This window comes from Moorena sp. SIO3I6, from assembly GCF_010672095.1.
The window spans coordinates 1-18,474 of sequence record NZ_JAAHHU010000120.1 but is presented as its reverse complement, the minus strand read 5'-3'; the positions used below and the strand labels follow the sequence as shown (position 1 = coordinate 18,474).

Below are 18,474 nucleotides of genomic sequence, written 5' to 3'. Positions count from 1 at the left end.
AATAAGTAGAGCAAAAATGATAATTCTTCAATAGCACTAGCCCGTTCTGTCCAAAAGGCGAACATGGCAAAGGTATACTGCATCAAAAAGCGTAGGGCAAAGCTCATTGCCACCACCAGGCAACCGAGTAACAGATTGCCAAGATTCGGTACCCAAGCTGCTTCGGGATACAGCAGGAAAAACAAACCGATTAGCCCTAGGTTAAACGGCATACGGATAAATCGTTCTGCTAAGTGAGCGGCTACCTGATGCCACACTGGATCAATTGGCTGTAGTAATCGTGGGGAAAGCTTCCCTTGCAACACTTGTTCTTGAAATTCGAAAATCACCCATACCAAGTTGAACTGGCGGATAAAAAACACTGAGATAAAGTAACGGGCAAATTCTATAGAATTCAGACCAAATTCTGCTTCTTGGGATGCCTTGGTCCAAATCCCCATTAGAATCAGAGGTAACAGATTCGACAGTACCCAAAAAAATATTTCTGCCCGATATTCCATCATATGGGCGTAATAAACACTGAGGAAGGTTTTAATGATTTTTATCGCACGCTTCATTTATTTTTGAGGGTAGGGAGTAGGGAGTAGGGAGCAGGGAGTAGGGAGTAGGGAGTAGGGAACAGGGAACAGGGAACAGGGAACAGGGAACAGGGAACAGGGAACAGGGAGTAGTAAATTTATACTCCAAAAATTCTCAATTCTTAATTCTCAATTCTTAATTCTCAATTCTTAATTCTTAATTCTCAATTCTTAATTCTTAATTCTTAATTCTTAATTCTTAATTCTTAATTCTTAATTCTTAATTCTGCTGCAGCGAAGTTCACTCTACTACTCCTGCCTGGAAAACACGACCAATAACTTCTTCAATGGGAGGGTCAGTTACGCTTAAATCTATCACCTCCAGCTCAGCGAGAATCCGAGCCACAGTCTCAGTCAGCACTTCCCGACGCACTAGGAAACGCACGTGGTGACCATCCACTTCTTTGAGTTCACCATAGCGCTGTAAAGAGGTTTCCTGGCCAGTTTTTACCTCAGGTAACGGCTGGGCAAGTTCTACCGTGATGTCACGATAGGGAGCAAAGCGGCCAAGTAATCCGTCTAGAGACCCATCGTAAATCAGCCTACCTTGATGGATTAATAGCACCCGTTGGCAAAGAGCAGTGATATCAGCCATGTAATGACTGGTTAAGAGTATTGTTGCTCCTGTGTGTTGGTTGTACTCCCGTAAGAAATCCCGTACGGCCAATTGAGCATTGACATCTAATCCCAAAGTAGGTTCATCTAAAAATAGCACTTGGGGCTGGTGTAGTAGTGCTGCTAGTAGTTCCGCTTTCATGCGCTCTCCTAGGGAGAGTTTTCTTACTGGCTGAGTCAGTTTCCCTTCTAGGGACAGCATCTCGGTAAGTTCCCCAACTCGATACTTATAGTCAGTATCAGAAATACCATAGACAGCGGCATTGATTCTCAGGGAATCTAGGGCTGGTAAGTCCCAAAGCAACTGTTGCTTCTGCCCCATAACTAGGGTAATTTTTTTCAAAAAGCCTGGTTGACGTCGTTTGGGAATGTAATCCACAACTCTGACTCGACCCTGAGACGGATGAATCAGTCCAGTGAGCATCTTGAGAGTAGTGGTTTTGCCAGCACCATTGGGCCCTAAGAATCCCACTACTTCTCCAAAGCCAATTTCAAAGGAAACGTCTTGGACAGCTTTGACTGAACGGTAGGTACGGCGGAAGAAATGGTTTAAGGTACCTTTTAGCCCTGGTTGTTTAATTGCTACTGGGTAGATTTTGCTGAGGTTTTCGACAATAACAATAGACATATAGGAAACAGAACAGGGAGTAGGGAGTAGGGAGTAGGGAGTAGGGAGTAGGGAGTAGGGAGTAGGAAGTAGGGAGTCGGGAGTCGGGAGTCGGGAGTCGGGAGTAGAATAGTTGGCTTTTAACCTAAGCTATTGATTATTGCCAATTAAGGTTAAGGTTATCGAATTTTCCTTGTTACATCATCTGCTGCCAATGGCTATATGATCAACGATACCCAGCTTGGTACAATGTCAGACTTGATTGACTTAATTAGTTTGCCATTGTGGCAGTACAGTTGACTAGGGATTGATTACTCAATTAGGAAAAGCGATCGCGTAGCGTGGCCTACGGCCAATCGCGAAGCGTGACCTTTCGGGCAAAGCCCAACGCTTCGCGAACGGCCAATCGCATTTACCTGTTCGTCTTCTGATTTCCCTACTCCCTACTCCCTACTCCCTACTCCCTACTCCCTACTCCCTACTCCCTACTCCCTACTCCCTACTCCCTACTCCCTAATGCGATCGCATAATTTGTTTCTGTGGGAGTTTGACACACTATCCATTAATTAGCTAAAAAGGAGTGTCGCCCTACCGCCTCTAGGGTGGCATTAGCTGGCAGATGTAATTACTCAGAGGAAAAAGTTACCATGCCGATCACACCGACTTATCCAGGTGTTTACATCGAAGAAATTCCCAGTGGAGTCCGGACAATCACTGGAATTGCGACTTCGATTACGGCGTTCATAGGTCGTGCTCTTAGAGGACCTGTGGATGAAGCTGTGCTAATCAACAGCTACGGAGATTTTGAGCGTAGGTTTGGTGGATTGTGGGTAGATAGTACCCTCGGTTTCGCTGTACGGGATTTCTACCTCAATGGCGGTAGCCAAGCGGTGATTGTGCGCCTTTACCAACCAGATGCTGACCCGGCCAAATCACTAGCAACTTTGACCCTAGGTAGTGCTCCCAATACTCTGACCCTAGAAGCTGCCTCCGAAGGTGCCTGGGGGAATAATTTACGAGCCAGGATTGACCATGACTTGGCGGTGAGTGACGCACAGGCAATAAGCGAAAAATTGTTTAATCTATCGGTTCAGGATACCAGCACCGGTGAGATTGAAACATTCCGCAACGTTTCGGTGATGCCTGGACATGCTCGCCAAGTGGATAACGTTCTGAAAAACCAATCTAAGTTGGTGCGGGTATCTGGTGCTCTGCCAGCGGAACGACCGGATGATAGTGATGCTGCCCTCAATCAAGCTATTGCCACGGGAAGCGCCCCTGGGGCAACTGATGCTGAGAAACAGGCACAAGCAACTGCTGAAGCAGAATTGAAAAAGGACCCCTTCGAGAGTGCTCAGCGGTCAACTGGGGTAGCTGATGCTGACAAAGCAACGGATGGTCAGGCTCTGACGGAGGCTAACTTTACTGGCTCAGGCACTGAAGCCAACAAAACAGGATTGTATGCCCTTGAACAAGCAGACCTGTTTAGCTTGCTTTGCATCCCTCCCTACAACAGCACTAATGATGTGGATGCCAGCTTGATTGATGCAGCGATCGCTTATTGTCAAAAACGACGGGCGATGCTGTTGATTGATCCTCCTAGCACTTGGACTGATAAGGATAAAGCCAAAACTGGGATTAAATCAGAGGTAGGCAGTACCAGTGAAAATGCAGCCATTTTCTTCCCACGTCTGAAACAGGCGAACCCCCTTAAAGATAATCAAGTGGAAGAGTTTGTGCCCTGTGGCACCGTGGCCGGGGTCTTTTCTCGTACAGATGGTGACCGAGGGATTTGGAAAGCACCCGCAGGTTTGGAAGCAACCTTAGTGGGAGTGCCACAGTTGAGTGTTTCCCTAACTGATGCGGAAAATGGTGAGTTGAACCAGCTTGGGATTAACTGTTTGCGCACAATGCCAGCAGCAGGTCGGGTAATCTGGGGCTCACGGACACGGGTTGGTGATGACCGTCTGGCTTCGGAGTGGAAGTATATCCCCGTGCGCAGGCTAGCCCTTTACCTACAAGAAAGCCTTTACCGTGGTACCCAATGGGTAGTATTTGAACCGAACGATGAACCCCTTTGGTCTCAGATTCGACTAAATCTAGGCGCGTTTATGAACAATCTATTTCGTCAGGGAGCCTTCCAAGGTAAGTCCCCTGCGGAAGCCTATTTCGTCAAATGTGATAAGGAAACTACTACCCAGGATGATATCAATCTGGGAATTGTGAATATCATGGTGGGTTTTGCTCCCTTGAAACCAGCGGAATTTGTAATTATTAAGTTCCAGCAGCTAGCTGGACAAAGTGGTGCCTAATACCAAATTGTGATCAAAAGACGGGGAGATCAGGAGATTTATAGGCTCTGCTCTGGACATCTCCGAAGACATCCCTGGAATTAATTGATTTAAGACAGTTAATACCAAGTATCAAAGCAATTTGGGATAAGCATAATTAGGAGGAAATATGGCTCAATTTAGTGTTAATGCCCAGCGTTTTGACCCCTATAAAACCTTCAAATTCCGGGTCAAGTGGGATGGCAGATATGTAGCTGGTGTCAGCAGAGTAGGTGCTCTCAGACGCAGCACTGAAGTGATTCAACACCGTGAGGGTGGTGACCCCAGTAGCCAACGCATGTCACCAGGACAAACTAATTATGAAGCGATTACCCTAGAACGTGGTGTTACCCACGACCCAGAGTTTGAGAAATGGGCCAACAAGGTTTGGAACTATGGCTCTGGCTTAGGTGCTGAAGTCTCTCTGAAGGACTTTCGCAAAGACATTATCATCGAATTGATGAATGAGGCAGGACAAGTAGCGATCGCATACAAAGTTTATCGTTGCTGGGTCTCAGAATATGAGGCACTGCCTGACCTAGATGCTAACGACAATGCCGTAGCCATTCAAAACATTACCCTGCAAAATGAGGGTTGGGAACGTGACTATGAAGTGACTGAGCCAGAAGAGCCTACTTTCACTGAACCTAGCTAATCTTAAAGGTTAGCTGATTGTTCGCCTTTGGCGTTTTTTTTATTTAACTAGTACTGCTGTGCGGAATTCAAAATTCAAAATTCAAAGTTCAAAATTATTACATGTTTAATATATAACAGTTTTGCTCGTTTTGAATGGTATATTGATTTCCGCTATGCTGTACTATAATAGTAACTATAAACTACGTCAGTATCAAAAATTCTTAATTCTTAATTCTTAATTCTTAATTCTTAATTCTTAATTCTTAATTAAACTTGGTGGTGCGTTACGGTGCGGGCTATCCCAATACTGGCCCTCGGGGTTAAACATCAGGGCGAGCCCGCCCCTAACGCACCCTACGCACTAAATTCTAAATTCTAAATTCTAAATTCTTAATTCTAAATTCTTAATTCTTAATTCTATGCGATCGCTATCCGCTGATAAGATTATAAAATGTTGGGAAATTGGACAAGTTCAGCATCCTCTAGACCGGGCGCTGACCTTGCTAAGATTTGCTTTTCCCGACAAGTCGGCGGTTGAGCTAGCTTCCCTTAGTATTGGACAACGGGATGGATATCTGTTGAGTTTAAGGGAAATTACCTTTGGACCGAAACTCAATAGTTTTGCTGAGTGTCCCAATTGTCGTGAGCGTCTGGAATTCACGATGAATGTAGGAGATATGCGCTTGGTTGACCCTTTTGAATCAAAGCAACAAGAGTATCAAACTACAGTGAATGGGTATAGGTTACAATTTCGTTTGCCCAACAGTTGGGACTTAGCAACGATTGTAAACTATACCGATGAGACTACTGCCTCGAAATTTCTGGGAAAGCGCTGTCTGCTAGAGGCTAGCTATGATGGGATGAGGGTTGCCTATGAGGATTTGCCTAGGTCAGTAGTGACTCAACTGGCAGAGCAAATAGCTGAATGTGACCCCCAGGGGGAAATGTTGTTAAACCTCAATTGTCCTGCTTGTGGTCACGGCTGGCAGGTTTTGTTTGATATCGTTTCCTTTTTCTGGATCGAACTTAGTGCTCAGGCCAAGCGCTTACTCAGACAGGTGCATCGACTGGCTCGTTTCTATGGGTGGCGAGAGGCAGATATCCTATCTATGAGTACAGTACGACGACAGTTTTATTTGGAATTGATTGACTAATGGCTGACTTTCTTACTGGCCTGGCTAGGCGTACTTTAGGGTTAACTCCAGTGGTGCAACCGATGATTGCTTCGGTGTTTGCCAACAATGCTAACAATTTAATGATGGCTGCTGACTATTCTTCAGTTTGGGAACAGGAATCTGAATCACTAAGGGAACAGGCAACAGGGAACAGAGAAGGGGAACAGGCAATAGGCAATAGGGAAGTTTCACTGTTGGAGTCATCGGCAGAGTTAGTTGAACAGAGTCTGCCAGAGGGGCAAGCTAATTTAGAAGCATCCTATCCTCAACAGCAAGACCAGCTAAGGGAAATACCTTTGGCTGAGGATGAGCAACCGATAAATAAGATAACTAACCAGATAAGTAATCATCTCACTAGCCCTAACTACTCCGAATCCTTGCTATCATCAGGGATTAATCTTAACTATACCGATAGCAGCACTGACAATAAAATAAGTGATAATCCAACTAGGGATAATTATCAGCAATCTTTGCTATCACCAGAGATTACTCCTAACTATACCGAGAGCAGTAGCAACAAGATAAGTGCTCATCCCACTAGCCCTAATTACCAGCAATCTTTGATAGCACCAATTGCTGCTGAAATCGATAGCAGCACTAACGATAAGATAAATAATCATCCAGATAGCGCTAACTACCAACAATCGAAGCTATCACCAGAGATTACTCCTAACTATACCGATAGCAGCAGCAATAAGATAAGTGATAATCCCATTAGCCCTAATTCCCAGCAATCTTTGATAGCATCAGGGATTGCTCCTAACTATACCGAGAGCAGCACTAACAATAAGATAAGTGATAATCCCACTAGGGATAACTATCAACAATCGAAGCTATCATCAGAGATTACTCCTAACTATACCGAGAGCAGCAGTAGCAATAAGATAAGTGCTCATCCCACTAGCCCTAATTACCAGCAATCTTTGATAGCACCAATTGCTGCTGAAATCGATAGCAGCATTAACGATAAGATAAATAATCATCCAGATAGCGCTAACTACCAACAATCTTTGCGATCACAACAGATGACTGCTGAAATCGATAGCAGCACTAACAATAAGATAAGTGATAATCCCACTAGGGATAACTATCAACAATCGAAGCGATCACCAGAGATTACTCCTAACTATACCGAGAGCAGCAGTAGCAATAAGATAGCTGCTCAGACAGATAAGGCTAATTATCAGCAATCGAAGCTATCATCAGAGATTACTCCTAACTATACCGAGAGCAGTAGCAACAAGATAAGTGCTCATCCCACTAGCCCTAATTACCAGCAATCTTTGATAGCACCAATTGCTGCTGAAATCGATAGCAGCACTAACGATAAGATAAATAATCATCCAGATAGCGCTAACTACCAACAATCGAAGCTATCACCAGAGATTACTCCTAACTATACCGATAGCAGCAGCAATAAGATAAGTGATAATCCCATTAGCCCTAATTCCCAGCAATCTTTGATAGCATCAGGGATTGCTCCTAACTATACCGAGAGCAGCACTAACAATAAGATAAGTGATAATCCCACTAGGGATAACTATCAACAATCGAAGCTATCACCAGAGATTACTCCTAACTATACCGATAGCAGCAGCAGCAACAAGATAAGTGCTCATCCCACTAGCCCTAATTACCAGCAATCTTTGATAGCACCAATTGCTGCTGAAATCGATAGCAGCATTAACGATAAGATAAATAATCATCCAGATAGCGCTAACTACCAACAATCTTTGCTATCACCAGAGATTACTCCTAACTATACCGAGAGCAGTAGCAACAAGATAAGTGATAATCCCACTAGCCCTAATTACCAACAATCATCGATATCACCAGAGATTACTCCTAACTATACCGAGAGCAGCACTAACAATAAGATAAGTGATAATCCCACTAGGGATAACTACCAACAATCTTTGATAGCATCAATTGCTGCTGAAATCGATAGCAGCATTAACGATAAGATAAATAATCATCCAGATAGCGCTAACTACCAGCAATCGAAGCTATCATCAGAGATTGCTCCTAACTATACCGATAGCAGCAGCAGCAACAAGATAAGTGCTCATCCCACTAGCCCTAATTACCAGCAATCTTTGATAGCACCAATTGCTGCTGAAATCGATAGCAGCATTAACGATAAGATAAATAATCATCCAGATAGCGCTAACTACCAACAATCTTTGCTATCACCAGAGATTACTCCTAACTATACCGAGAGCAGTAGCAACAAGATAAGTGATAATCCCATTAGCCCTAATTACCAACAATCATCGATATCATCAGGGATTGCTCCTAACTATACCGAGAGCAGCACTAACAATAAGATAAGTGATAATCCCACTAGGGATAACTATCAACAATCGAAGCTATCATCAGAGATTACTCCTAACTATACCGAGAGCAGCAGTAGCAATAAGATAGCTGCTCAGACAGATAAGGCTAATTATCAGCAATCGAAGCTATCATCAGAGATTACTCCTAACTATACCGAGAGCAAGAATAACAATAAGATAGCTGATCATCCAGATAGGGCTAATTATCAGCAATCGCAGATATCGGAAGGGATGACTGCTGAATTGATCGATAACAGCAGTAACAGTAAGATAACTAATCAAGCAAATAGCGATCGCAAATCCCAATCCTTGATATCATCAGGGATGACTACTGAATCAATCGATAGCAAGAATAACAACAAGATAGCTCATCATCCAGATAGCGCTAACTACCAGCAATCTTTGAGATCACAACGGATGACTGCTGAATCTATCGATAGCAAGAATAACAGCAAGATAAATAATCAGACAGATAGCCCTAATTACCAGCAATCGAAGCTATCACCAGAGATTACTCCTAACTATACCGAGAGCAGCAGCAACAAGATAAGTGCTCATCCCACTAGCCCTAATTACCAACAATCTTTGCGATCACAACGGATGACTGCTAACTCTACCGATAGTAGCAAGTTGAGCCAAATAACTAATAATATAAATAACAAGATAACTAGCGATCGCTACCAGCAATCATACATATCGGAAGGGATTAATCCTAACTATACCGATAGCAGCACTAACGATAAGATAGCTCATCATCCAACTAGCTTACGCAAATCCCAATCCAAGATAGAGTCAGGGATTAATCCTAACTATACCGATAGCAGCACTAACGATAAGATAGCTCATCATCCAACTAGCTTACGCAAATCCCAATCCAAGATAGAGTCAGGGATTAATCCTAACTATACCGATAGCAGCACTAACGATAAGATAAGTAATGATCTAACTAGCGATAACTACCAGCAGTCATCGAGATTACCAGAGATTACTCCTAACTATACCGATAGCAGCACTAACAACAAAATAACTAATCAGACAGATAGCCCTAATTACCAACAATCCTTGATATCACCAAGGACTGAATCTATCGATAGCAGCACTAACAACAAAATAACTAATCAGACAGATAGCCCTAATTACCAACAATCCTTGATACCATCAGGGATTACTCCTAACTATACCGATAGCAGCACGTTGAGCAAGATAAGTGATAATCCAACTAGGGATAACTATTACCAATCATTGATAGCACCAGAGATTAATTCTAACTATACCGATAGCAGCAGTAACAAGATAAGTGATAATCCAACTAGGGATAACTATCAGCAATCGAAACTACCATCAGGGATTAATCCTAACTCTACCGATAGCAATAGTAATAATAAGATAGGGCATCATCCAACTAGCCTTAATTACTCCCAATCCTTGATACCACAAGGGATTGCTCCTAACTATACCGATAGCAGCACTAACAATAAGATCACTAATCAGACAAATAGCGCTAATTACCAGCAATCCTTGATACCACAAGGGATTAATCCTAACTATACCGATAGCAGCAGTAACAGCAATCAACCAAGACCGACTACAGCAGAATTCCCTTTGGTTCCACAGCAAAAGGCTCCCTATCTTCAACACTCCGATCAGGGTAAACTGAATCAAGGAAACCAACTAGCTGCTGAGGTTAATTCAAATCAATTTAATTCAGAAATAATAGAAGCATCAACAGTCAACAGTGAACATCCTCCAACCCTACCGCGAAAAGCATCATCCCAAAGCAAACCGACTATCCAAGTAACCATCGGTTCTATAGACGTACGGGCTAGTAAGCCACCAGCACCACCACGTCGTACTCGTTCTATAAATAGGGCTTCGAGCCTATCTCTCAAGGATTACCTGAAACACCGTAATGGAGGAAGGTGATGAGCAATGCTCTTGCGATCGCAGCAGTTACCAAAACCTTGCAAAAACTGATCAGGCAAGGCATCGAACAGGAAGACGCCGGTGCAGAGGTAAGCACTCAGCCCCTGGATAAAGCTGGAGGAAACGGCAATACTCAAAAAAAGATTAATATCTTTCTCTACCAAAGCTTAGCTAACGCGGCTTGGCGCAATTTAGATATGCCGAATCGGGTCAAGCCAGGGGAAACCAGTAAACCGCCCTTGGCCTTGAACCTCTATTACTTGATTACTGCTTATGGCAAGGATAACGATATCGAAGACCACCGCCTGTTAGGAATAGCAATGCGTATCCTACACGATAATGCCTTGCTCCATCCTAAGCAAATTGAAGGAGTATTGCCCGATAGTGACTTGCACAATCAAGTAGAACGGATTAGCATTACCCCGATCACCCTATCCCTAGAAGAAGTATCAAAACTGTGGGGTACCTTTCAAACTCAGTATCGGATTTCTGCGGCCTATCAGGTTTCCGTAGTATTAATTGAAAGCGCTCAGGCGGTGAAAGCTCCTCTGCCGGTCTTAAGCCGTGGCGAACCAAACCTAAACAACGGTCGTGATAGTGGCATTGCCATTCAACCTGACTTAACATCTTCCTTTCCTACCCTAGAAACCCTGCAAACTCCCAATCAACAGCCATCCCTTCGTTTGGGTGAGAACTTAACTCTGCGGGGTCATCACTTAGATAGTGAAGAGACTATAGTGGTAGAGTTTAGGCATCCCCGCCTCAGCCAGGCAATTCAACTGACACCGAAGCCAGGGGGAACAGCTACCACCCTGGAAGTTGAGCTTCCTGTTGATGGTAATCAATGGTTGGCTGGGTTTTATACAGTAACAGTTGGGGTTAAGCGCAATGGCAAGCAACAAGTGACTAATGCTCTGTCCTTTTCCCTAGCCCCTAAGATCGAGGAAATGACTATATCTACAGCTACCGGAAACCAACAGCAGTTGACTTTGACCTGTAATCCACCGGTATGGTTAGGGAAGCCAGACAATTCATCAGTGATCCTAGGACAACAGGTAGGGTTTTTGTTAAGCGATCGCGAATTGTTACCCTTGTCGGAATTTTTGCCATCAGTTACAACTACTTCTTCTGACCCATCACCAGACCAGAAGACCAATAGCCTCGTTTTTGATATCACCGGTATTGCTGCTGGGGATTACTGGGTGCGCCTGCGGGTGGATGGAGTTGACAGCTTACTGGTGAATCGAACAGTTACACCTCCTGTTTTTTACTCAACCGAGAAGCTAACGGTGAGTGGGTGATGGGGAGTGTGGGGAGATGGGGAGATGGGGTGATGGGGAGATGGGGTGATGGGGTGATGGGGAGCTAATCTTGTAGGGTGGGCAAATGGACATGATTCGTGATCAACTTGTCAAATGATCAGAATTTGCCCACCAAACCCTTCTCTAAATGCGATCGCGTAGCGTGACCGTAGGTCAATCGCGTAGCGTGACCGTAGGTCAATCGCGTAGCGTGACCGTAGGTCAATCGCTTTAGGTTTGACACTGGGAAAATTACTCATGCCAAGATACTTAATGGCTTCACAATTAAATCTTCTCGCTAGATTTGCTGATTATCAGCCCTTAAACTTTCAATATATAACTCAATAGCTTCTGTAATATTATCGATCGCCTCTTCAAAAGAATCCCCTTGAGAATGACAACCTTTTAGGATCGGACAAAAAGCGTGATAACCTCCCTCTGATTCTTTTTCTAGAAGAACTGTATAATTGTAAATTTGTTTAGTGTTGTTGTCCATAGGTTTTAAACTTATTTGTGATCTATAGCAAAGGGAGTAGGGAGTAGGGAGTAGGGAGTAGTGCGATCGCCGATCTTGTAGATTGGGTTGAGGGAATCTATAGTTTTGATAAAACTGATCGATTCTATGGGAGAGCAAAACCCAACACCATCCCCTTTTTTTCCAGTAAGTATTTGTTGGGATTCCTTGCCTCAACTGGGGAGCTAACACACCCTAATTTCATGATGGTGTGTTGTTGAGCTAAGATTAAAATACGCTCAGCTTTTATCAAAAGCTTATACTTTGCTCCCATTGATCATGCCGAAACTGGATATTATTCATAAGGCGGTGAAAAATGCACTGATTAAAGATGGATGGATAATCACTGACGATCCCTATATTATTGAATATAGAAAAACAAAACTCTATGCCGATCTAGGAGCTGAACGGCCCATTGCGGTTCAACGAAATGAACAAAAACTTGTGGTTGAAGTCAAAAGCTTTGTCGGTACATCAAAATTGCAAGATTTAAAAGAAGCTCTTGGTCAATATGATATCTATCGCTATCTTCTGGATGCAGCGCGGTCTTGGGGGTTTCCCCCATGAGCGACTGCATGATGAAACTGCACCTGAACGAAAACTTTATCTAGCTATTAGTAGCATTGCCTACAAAAACTTTTTTACTCAAGATGTAATTCAATTAATAGTCACTAGACATCAACTTCCCTTAATTATTGTAGATACTGAATTAGAAGAGGTAAGACAATGGATAAATTAGCCCAATACCCCAATATTATCAAACAACTATTAACTGACTATATCGAATTATGTCAAAAACGTTCTCAGGAGGCGATTGAGAATTTTCTGATTGCGGATGAAGCAAATGGTCACTATATTTGGATGAATTTAGGATGGCAAAATGGAGAAAAAATTACCGGAATGACCGTATATGTTCGTCTTCGAGAAGGAAAATTTTGGATTGAGGAAGACTGGACAGAAGAAGGAATTGCTACCGACCTTGTCCGTGCTGGAGTTCCCAAAGAGGATATTGTCTTAGCGTTTCATGAGCCAAAAATGCGACAATACACAGATTTTGCTGTTGCTTAGGCGATCGCTAATCTTGTTTGGTGGGCAAATGGACATGATCACTGTTGAAATGGTCAAATTCTCATTATTTGCCCACCAAACACCTCTTACAGTGCGTACGCTGATCTTGTAGTCAGATAGGTGGACAAAATTTTAGTCTTTGATTATAAATTATTCCCAATTTGCCCACCCGACAAAAGCGAGCGCCACTCCTTAAGCTCTAATTTATCCAAAAAACGCCTCATACTTATCATGACTACCGATCCAAAACCATGTAACCTGATCCTTTTCCAAAATTCCAATAGCACGATAGTTTTTAGTAATTCTAACTGACCAAATATCCTCATCACGATTAATACATTTAAAATGTAGGGAAGGATGAAAAGGATTATTTGACCATAACTGATAAGCTTTTTTTGCTGCTTGACGGACTTCTAAAGGAAGATCATAATAGTTTGACCAAAAAGATGGTAAGGTAGCAGACTTCATAACTTATCATAATCCATTGCTTGCCCCTGTCCTTGAGCAATTTGTTGTTTCGCAAGTCTCGCTACTTCTACTAACTTAGTTTGTGTTTTCCGAAAAGATTCATCCCACTGTAATTCATCTTCAATATCAGCAATATATTCCCGTAAATGCTCAATAACTCGCTCCTGCTGTGCCTCAGGTAGAGATTCTATAATTTTAACAACGGTTGCTATATTTTCCCTTGACATTGTTGCTGTAAATAGTACGATTTAATGGGGATAATTGAATCATAACACCGATGGGGATATCTTGTAGGGTGGGCAAATGGACATGATCACTGTTGAAATTGTCAAATGTATAGAATTTGCCCACCCTACCCCTCAAGGTCTTGATCTTGTAGGGTGGGCAAATGGACATGATCACTGTTGAAATGGTCAAATTCTGATTATTTGCCCACCCTACCCCTCAAGGTCTTGATCTTGTAGGGTGGGCAAATGGACATGATCACTGTTGAAATGGTCAAATGTATAGAATTTGCCCACCCTACCCCTGCTTTTTGATTGGGGGTTGGATTAAGTCGCCACTTGTCAGTTCTTATGATTTTGGCTGACGTTTTTACGCTTCCTAACAAACTCTATTACAGTTAATATTTTAGCATACAAAAGATAATACGACAAGATAACAATAATGTCCCCGACTTCGATAACTAAATGGGTTGCTCCTTAACCCCCTCCATCCTAGAGAGGTGGGGGAATGCGTAGCTTGTTTGTTCAAACAAGGATAAGTTAAAGCATTCACTAAGATATTTCAGCGCAGGTCGGGGGTGATTGGCTTCTGCTTCTGCCATGGCAGCTTCCCCTTGCCTGATCGCTTCTGGGTCTACCGACTCATCTTGTGCTAATTCTTGAGCTAATTCTTGCAAACGCGATCGCTTTTAGCGGAAGCGAAGCTTCATCGCATCCAGAACATTGCAGCACTGAGATACCGTGAATTATTTTCCTGGCATTCACCCATGCTTAACCTATGCTGACCTTCACCAGAATACATTCCACACTATCCACAGCAGCTTCCACAGTCAAAACCAAAAAAAATAGCCGTGGAAAATACTTCCACGACTACAAAAGTAAACCAATTCAAGGCAATGACTACAAATGTAAACCAATTTAAGGCAATGTATCACCCACTGATTAATTCTATTTACGAGGAATTTAGGCTAAACCCCTCGGTGGCTCTTACCCCCCCATAACAAGGAATAGTACACAACCAATAAACTAGTCTTAACTGTGGCACTAGGGGGAAGACCCCCCAGCTAGGTTATGAGCTTAATCCAGAATCAGATTGCGCTGCAAAATACAAATGTATTCCCCAGGATTGTAAGTCCGTTGGAGTGGACTCCACTCGCTGACTGTGGCATAGCCCAGAGTCTGCAAATTCCTGATCGTAATGTAAATCGCCCGCTTAGAACCAGTCAAAGTATGTTTAATTGGTTCTTGGTAGGGATAAAATCCATGGGAACCCGGAATAATTAGTTCACTAGATTGATTCAAAAAAGGTGAAACAATAAAATTGGTGTACATCGCCTTAAAATTAGTCCGTTAGTGTTCATTAATCATTGAAACACTTAAATTTACTTTATGCAAGTTATTTAAATTATTGTAATATTTATTAATCATTTAAGATTTGGTAAGACTAATAATTCTAAAGTCTGGATTTGTAGGTAACAGGGAATCGGGAATCGGGAATCGGGAATCGGGAATCGGGAATCGGGAGTAGGTAATAAACGATATTGGATTTTTGTTGTCGAAAACAGTATTTTTTGAAAAATTAAGTGAAAAATTATAGCTCTATTTGACAGAGTTATTTAATAGAGTTAGGATAAGCTAGGATAGCAAAAGTGTTGAACGTCGGTTCAGGCAAGAAGCAAGTTTTGAGAATTGGGGCTAATTATTATAGCGGTTATCCTATAGCGTTTCTAATAGTAATTAAGTAAACAGGCTCTCCTACTTACTACTCCCTACTCCCTACTCCCTACTCCCTACTCCCTACTCCCTACTCCCTACTCCCTACTCCCTACTCCCTACTCCCTTTCCTTAATATGAACATTACTATTAAAATTCCAGAGCTAAGCTTAGAAGGAATTGACCTGAATCGACTAGAACGGTTACGCTTACAAGCAGCGGTGGAAGCAGAATTATCCCGTTTGCTTAAGGTGAAAGGATTACCTCGAAATTGGCAAGATACTACCAAGATTCCTACTGTACCAGTGAATTTAAACTTAACTAAAACCCACAATTCCACAGACATGGGTAAGGAAATTGCTCAGGCTATTTATAGAGGTATGGTGCAATGAAACATCTACTAGTAAGTCGAAGTTAGGTGCGCTCTTACCATTAACAATTAAATTCGCCACCGGTCGCACCTCTTGATGCAGCGCATTGCTATTCCCTATTCCCTATTCCCTATTCCCTATTCCCTATTCCCTGTTCCCTATTCCCTGTTCCCTCTTCTCTCTTCCCTGCTCCCTGCTCCCTGCTCCCTGCTCCCTTGCTATATTCACTTTAACCATTGACAATTAAGAATTAACAATTAACAATTGATGAGTTAGCTCAAGAATAAGTATTCAAACAGACTTGATATCAGCAGTTTATTAACCAAAAAGATTTCATGGCTACATCTCCCCTTTCCCCTCGTTTGTTGAGAGGGGCAATAGTCGCTCTAGACCCTGCTAATCCCCTAGCTAGTGTGATTCTTTTTCAGTACAATCCCGAGACGATGACGCGATCGCTTACGCCCCGGACAGCAGGAGCGGATTTGTCTGCACAGGGTAAATCTGACCTAGACCCGACTGAAGCGAAACGAATCAGTGGTCCTCCGAAAGAGAGCATTAGTCTAAAAATGGCCATCGATGCCACTGACCGGTTAGAGCAGGCGGATACCATGGCGGTTACCTTGGGCATTCATCCCCAAATCGCAACTCTGGAAATGCTAATGTATCCCAAAACCTTGTCAGTCTTGACCAATAGCGCGATGTCGAAAGCGGGAACTCTGGAAATTGTGGCGATGGAAGCTCCTCTAACTCTATTTATCTGGGGGGGTAATCGGATTCTACCGGTTCGGGTAGATCGTATGGATATTGAAGAACTGGCTTACGATGTTAATCTTAACCCGATTCGGGCTGATGTTGACCTTACTCTAGAAGTCCTCAGCTACAAGGATCTGAAGCTGGCTAGCCTCGGTGGTGCTCTGTTTATGGCTCACCAAGTTAGCAAAGAACTGATGGCAACCATGGAAAGTCTCAAAAATGTCAGCAGTATTGCTAAGGGAGTGGCAGGAAGTATTCCATTGCTTTGAGACTATCAAAATTCATCGAGTGTGGGAGATGTGGGGAGATCAGGAGTCAGATTTTTTATTAATTTAGTAGAGTTTAAAATACTTCATAGTTTATTGACGCTCCGGTAAGTTAGTAGTAACCTACTAAAGGAAAAATAAATTAACCTATAGTTGACAGTGGCTCCCAGGTCAGCTGAGACTTTTCCCCTGTAGAAGGCTAAAGCAATTAGCCAATTGGAGCCAAGTCACTGAATCACTTAGTAGGATTACTTTTGTCCGAATACCGGTTAAATCAGTCTCGATTAATAGACTGATAAACAAACCTAAGTACTGTCGAATACAACTGACAATTACGGAAAAGGAAAGACAAATGAAACGTATTATGCAAGCCATGTTGGCAATAGTGTTTGCCCTGGTCGCGGTCTTGAGTTTACAAGTTGGTCATGCTTATGCTCAAGATGTCTCCCCTCAAGAGGTAGAGGTTGTTTATGAATACGGTTGGTTTACCGTAAAAGCTGAAGACTCTAAGGAAATAAATGTTATTCAAGATCGCCCACTTGATTTCGATCTCGTAGACAAAGGTGATGAGGGATCAACCGTTTTTGTTTTTCATGGCTGCGGTGCTTATAAATTAGAACCTAGAGATTATATCTATCCAACCTGTGAGCATCCATCTTCAAAGGTCATTTTTGCCAACGGTGGCCCTGATGATGTAGACATTAAGATTTTCCCACAGCAATAGAGAATCGGAATGGGAGCAGGTCACTTATGCAGAGCATTTTTAGTAAAGCTATAGCCCCCTCATTGGTTTTAGCTTGCTCTGATAGTATAGAGTTTATATGTTGTTCTGCAACTTTGACCTGCTCCCGGCAATTTATGCTGCCTGTTTTGGGAGCAGGTCAAATTGGCAGAACAAATGAACTACTTGACAAAAAGACTGGGTAATGTAAACAACTGTATTTTTTTTCAATCCATGTCTTGATGCAAAGCGCGAGTGGGGGAAACCCCCGCATGAAGGCGCTGCATCGCTAGAGAAATGCTAAGCTATTATGCATTTAAATTGGAAGTTTTGAAGCTATGTTCCAAGCCACTAGCCGTTACTACAATCTAGAAACAGCCACCTTCACCAGCTCCGATAATCGAGTAATTTCCTACAAGCGTCGGCGCTTTCTACCTCAGGGGGAAACCTTGTCCTTACTTGTAGAAGTCACGGTTACAGAAGGCGATCGCTTAGATCTAATTACCGACAGCAATCTCGGTGATCCAGAACAGTTTTGGCAAGTGTGCGATGCCAACAATACCATGAATCCCTTTGACCTCACCGCAGAACCAGGCAAAGTCTTAAGAGTTCCCCAGCCGCAGTAGTTGTAGATAATACCGACAGAGAGGGAAGTGTGGGAAGATGGGGAGATAGGGAGATGGGGAGATGGGGAGATGGGGAGATGGGGAGATGGGGGGATGGGGAGATGGGGAGATGGGGAGACCGCACTGGCTCCCTTTGACCGCGCTGCATACCTACTCCCTACTCCCTACTCCCTACTCCCTGTTCCCTGTTCCCTGTTCCCTGTTCCCTGTTCCCTGTTCCCGACTCCCGACTCCCGACTCCCGACTCCC

General features: G+C 43.1%; 23 protein-coding genes and 1 pseudogene. 15 read left to right on the top strand and 9 right to left on the bottom strand.

The features are described 5' to 3' along the window. The 3 genes from F6K49_RS26090 to F6K49_RS26080 form a co-directional block, all read right to left on the bottom strand. A partial coding sequence (locus F6K49_RS26090; RefSeq protein ID WP_293101303.1) for an ABC-2 family transporter protein occupies positions 1–557 on the bottom strand: 557 nt, incomplete at its 3' end. Beyond that, positions 532–687, bottom strand: a complete 156-nt coding sequence (locus F6K49_RS26085) for a hypothetical protein (protein WP_293021496.1) — start codon at positions 685–687, stop codon at positions 532–534. The genes F6K49_RS26090 and F6K49_RS26085, both read right to left, overlap by 26 nt. A 132-nt stretch (positions 688–819) precedes the next feature. After that, positions 820–1,821 carry an ATP-binding cassette domain-containing protein gene (locus F6K49_RS26080; protein ID WP_293079988.1) on the bottom strand — a complete coding sequence of 334 codons (1,002 nt, stop codon included), beginning with the start codon at positions 1,819–1,821 and terminating at the stop codon, positions 820–822. A 626-nt stretch (positions 1,822–2,447) separates the two neighbouring features. Between F6K49_RS26080 and F6K49_RS26075 the strand changes: the two genes are divergently transcribed. From F6K49_RS26075 to F6K49_RS53580, 6 genes are all read left to right on the top strand, one after another. Then, positions 2,448–4,112: a phage tail sheath C-terminal domain-containing protein gene (locus F6K49_RS26075; protein WP_293021500.1), complete on the top strand. Its 1,665-nt coding sequence runs from the start codon at positions 2,448–2,450 to the stop codon at positions 4,110–4,112. A 148-nt stretch (positions 4,113–4,260) separates the two neighbouring features. Next, complete coding sequence (locus F6K49_RS26070) at positions 4,261–4,785, top strand: phage tail protein (RefSeq protein ID WP_293021502.1); 525 nt, start codon at positions 4,261–4,263, stop codon at positions 4,783–4,785. Positions 4,786–5,185: 400 nt separating this feature from the next. Then, complete coding sequence (locus F6K49_RS26065; protein ID WP_293066056.1) at positions 5,186–5,920, top strand: phage baseplate protein; 735 nt, start codon at positions 5,186–5,188, stop codon at positions 5,918–5,920. Further along, a complete protein-coding gene (locus F6K49_RS26060) occupies positions 5,920–10,200 on the top strand; it encodes a hypothetical protein (RefSeq protein WP_293101297.1) in 4,281 nt (1,426 codons plus the stop codon). The genes F6K49_RS26065 and F6K49_RS26060 overlap by 1 nt, the downstream gene beginning before the upstream one ends. Next, positions 10,200–11,501, top strand: a complete 1,302-nt coding sequence (locus F6K49_RS26055) for a Pvc16 family protein (RefSeq protein ID WP_293020702.1) — start codon at positions 10,200–10,202, stop codon at positions 11,499–11,501. The genes F6K49_RS26060 and F6K49_RS26055 overlap by 1 nt, the downstream gene beginning before the upstream one ends. 148 nt (positions 11,502–11,649) lie before the next feature. Further along, complete coding sequence (locus F6K49_RS53580) at positions 11,650–11,736, top strand: hypothetical protein (RefSeq protein ID WP_366514231.1); 87 nt, start codon at positions 11,650–11,652, stop codon at positions 11,734–11,736. 63 nt (positions 11,737–11,799) lie between these two features. Here F6K49_RS53580 and F6K49_RS26045 read toward each other — a convergent pair whose 3' ends face one another. Beyond that, positions 11,800–12,135: a type II toxin-antitoxin system HicB family antitoxin gene (locus F6K49_RS26045; protein ID WP_293020705.1), complete on the bottom strand. Its 336-nt coding sequence runs from the start codon at positions 12,133–12,135 to the stop codon at positions 11,800–11,802. A gap of 159 nt (positions 12,136–12,294) precedes the next feature. On the opposite strand from F6K49_RS26045, the gene F6K49_RS26040 reads away from it, so the two are divergent. Genes F6K49_RS26040 through F6K49_RS26030 form a run of 3 tightly spaced genes read left to right on the top strand, consistent with a single transcriptional unit; the run spans position 12,295 to position 13,083 of the window. Continuing rightward, positions 12,295–12,582, top strand: a complete 288-nt coding sequence (locus F6K49_RS26040; RefSeq protein WP_293020707.1) for an element excision factor XisH family protein — start codon at positions 12,295–12,297, stop codon at positions 12,580–12,582. Next, complete coding sequence (locus F6K49_RS26035) at positions 12,551–12,754, top strand: element excision factor XisH family protein (RefSeq protein WP_293020709.1); 204 nt, start codon at positions 12,551–12,553, stop codon at positions 12,752–12,754. Before F6K49_RS26040 ends, F6K49_RS26035 begins: the two co-directional genes overlap by 32 nt. Next, the gene (locus F6K49_RS26030; protein ID WP_293101290.1) at positions 12,742–13,083 is read left to right on the top strand and encodes a XisI protein; all 342 of its coding nucleotides are present in this window, start codon (positions 12,742–12,744) and stop codon (positions 13,081–13,083) included. The genes F6K49_RS26035 and F6K49_RS26030 overlap by 13 nt, the downstream gene beginning before the upstream one ends. 204 nt (positions 13,084–13,287) lie before the next feature. Here F6K49_RS26030 and F6K49_RS26025 read toward each other — a convergent pair whose 3' ends face one another. From F6K49_RS26025 to F6K49_RS26005, 5 genes are all read right to left on the bottom strand, one after another. Further along, positions 13,288–13,551, bottom strand: coding sequence for a hypothetical protein (locus F6K49_RS26025; protein WP_293047800.1), 264 nt, complete (start codon positions 13,549–13,551; stop codon positions 13,288–13,290). After that, entirely contained in the window at positions 13,548–13,778 is a 231-nt protein-coding gene (locus F6K49_RS26020) for a hypothetical protein (RefSeq protein WP_293020714.1), read from the bottom strand. Before F6K49_RS26020 ends, F6K49_RS26025 begins: the two co-directional genes overlap by 4 nt. Next, positions 13,747–13,947, bottom strand: a complete 201-nt coding sequence (locus tag F6K49_RS26015) for a hypothetical protein (RefSeq protein ID WP_293020716.1) — start codon at positions 13,945–13,947, stop codon at positions 13,747–13,749. Before F6K49_RS26015 ends, F6K49_RS26020 begins: the two co-directional genes overlap by 32 nt. Before the next feature lie 289 nt (positions 13,948–14,236). Beyond that, entirely contained in the window at positions 14,237–14,452 is a 216-nt protein-coding gene (locus tag F6K49_RS26010; protein ID WP_293020717.1) for a hypothetical protein, read from the bottom strand. Between the two features lie 400 nt (positions 14,453–14,852). Beyond that, positions 14,853–15,077: a hypothetical protein gene (locus tag F6K49_RS26005; protein WP_293047805.1), complete on the bottom strand. Its 225-nt coding sequence runs from the start codon at positions 15,075–15,077 to the stop codon at positions 14,853–14,855. Positions 15,078–15,625: 548 nt separating this feature from the next. On the opposite strand from F6K49_RS26005, the gene F6K49_RS26000 reads away from it, so the two are divergent. The 6 genes and pseudogenes from F6K49_RS26000 to F6K49_RS25975 all read left to right on the top strand — a co-directional run. Continuing rightward, complete coding sequence (locus tag F6K49_RS26000) at positions 15,626–15,880, top strand: hypothetical protein (RefSeq protein ID WP_293101287.1); 255 nt, start codon at positions 15,626–15,628, stop codon at positions 15,878–15,880. Between the two features lie 75 nt (positions 15,881–15,955). Then, entirely contained in the window at positions 15,956–16,099 is a 144-nt protein-coding gene (locus tag F6K49_RS25995) for a hypothetical protein (protein ID WP_293066034.1), read from the top strand. 95 nt (positions 16,100–16,194) lie between these two features. Then, positions 16,195–16,881 (top strand): hypothetical protein, encoded by a 687-nt coding sequence (locus tag F6K49_RS25990; RefSeq protein WP_293101283.1) that lies wholly within the window; start codon positions 16,195–16,197, stop codon positions 16,879–16,881. Positions 16,882–17,230: 349 nt separating this feature from the next. Further along, positions 17,231–17,602: a hypothetical protein gene (locus F6K49_RS25985; protein WP_293041554.1), complete on the top strand. Its 372-nt coding sequence runs from the start codon at positions 17,231–17,233 to the stop codon at positions 17,600–17,602. 335 nt (positions 17,603–17,937) lie between these two features. Continuing rightward, positions 17,938–18,225: a hypothetical protein gene (locus tag F6K49_RS25980; RefSeq protein WP_293101280.1), complete on the top strand. Its 288-nt coding sequence runs from the start codon at positions 17,938–17,940 to the stop codon at positions 18,223–18,225. Positions 18,226–18,294: 69 nt separating this feature from the next. After that, positions 18,295–18,474, top strand: a pseudogene (locus tag F6K49_RS25975) (hypothetical protein); the annotation flags it as partial.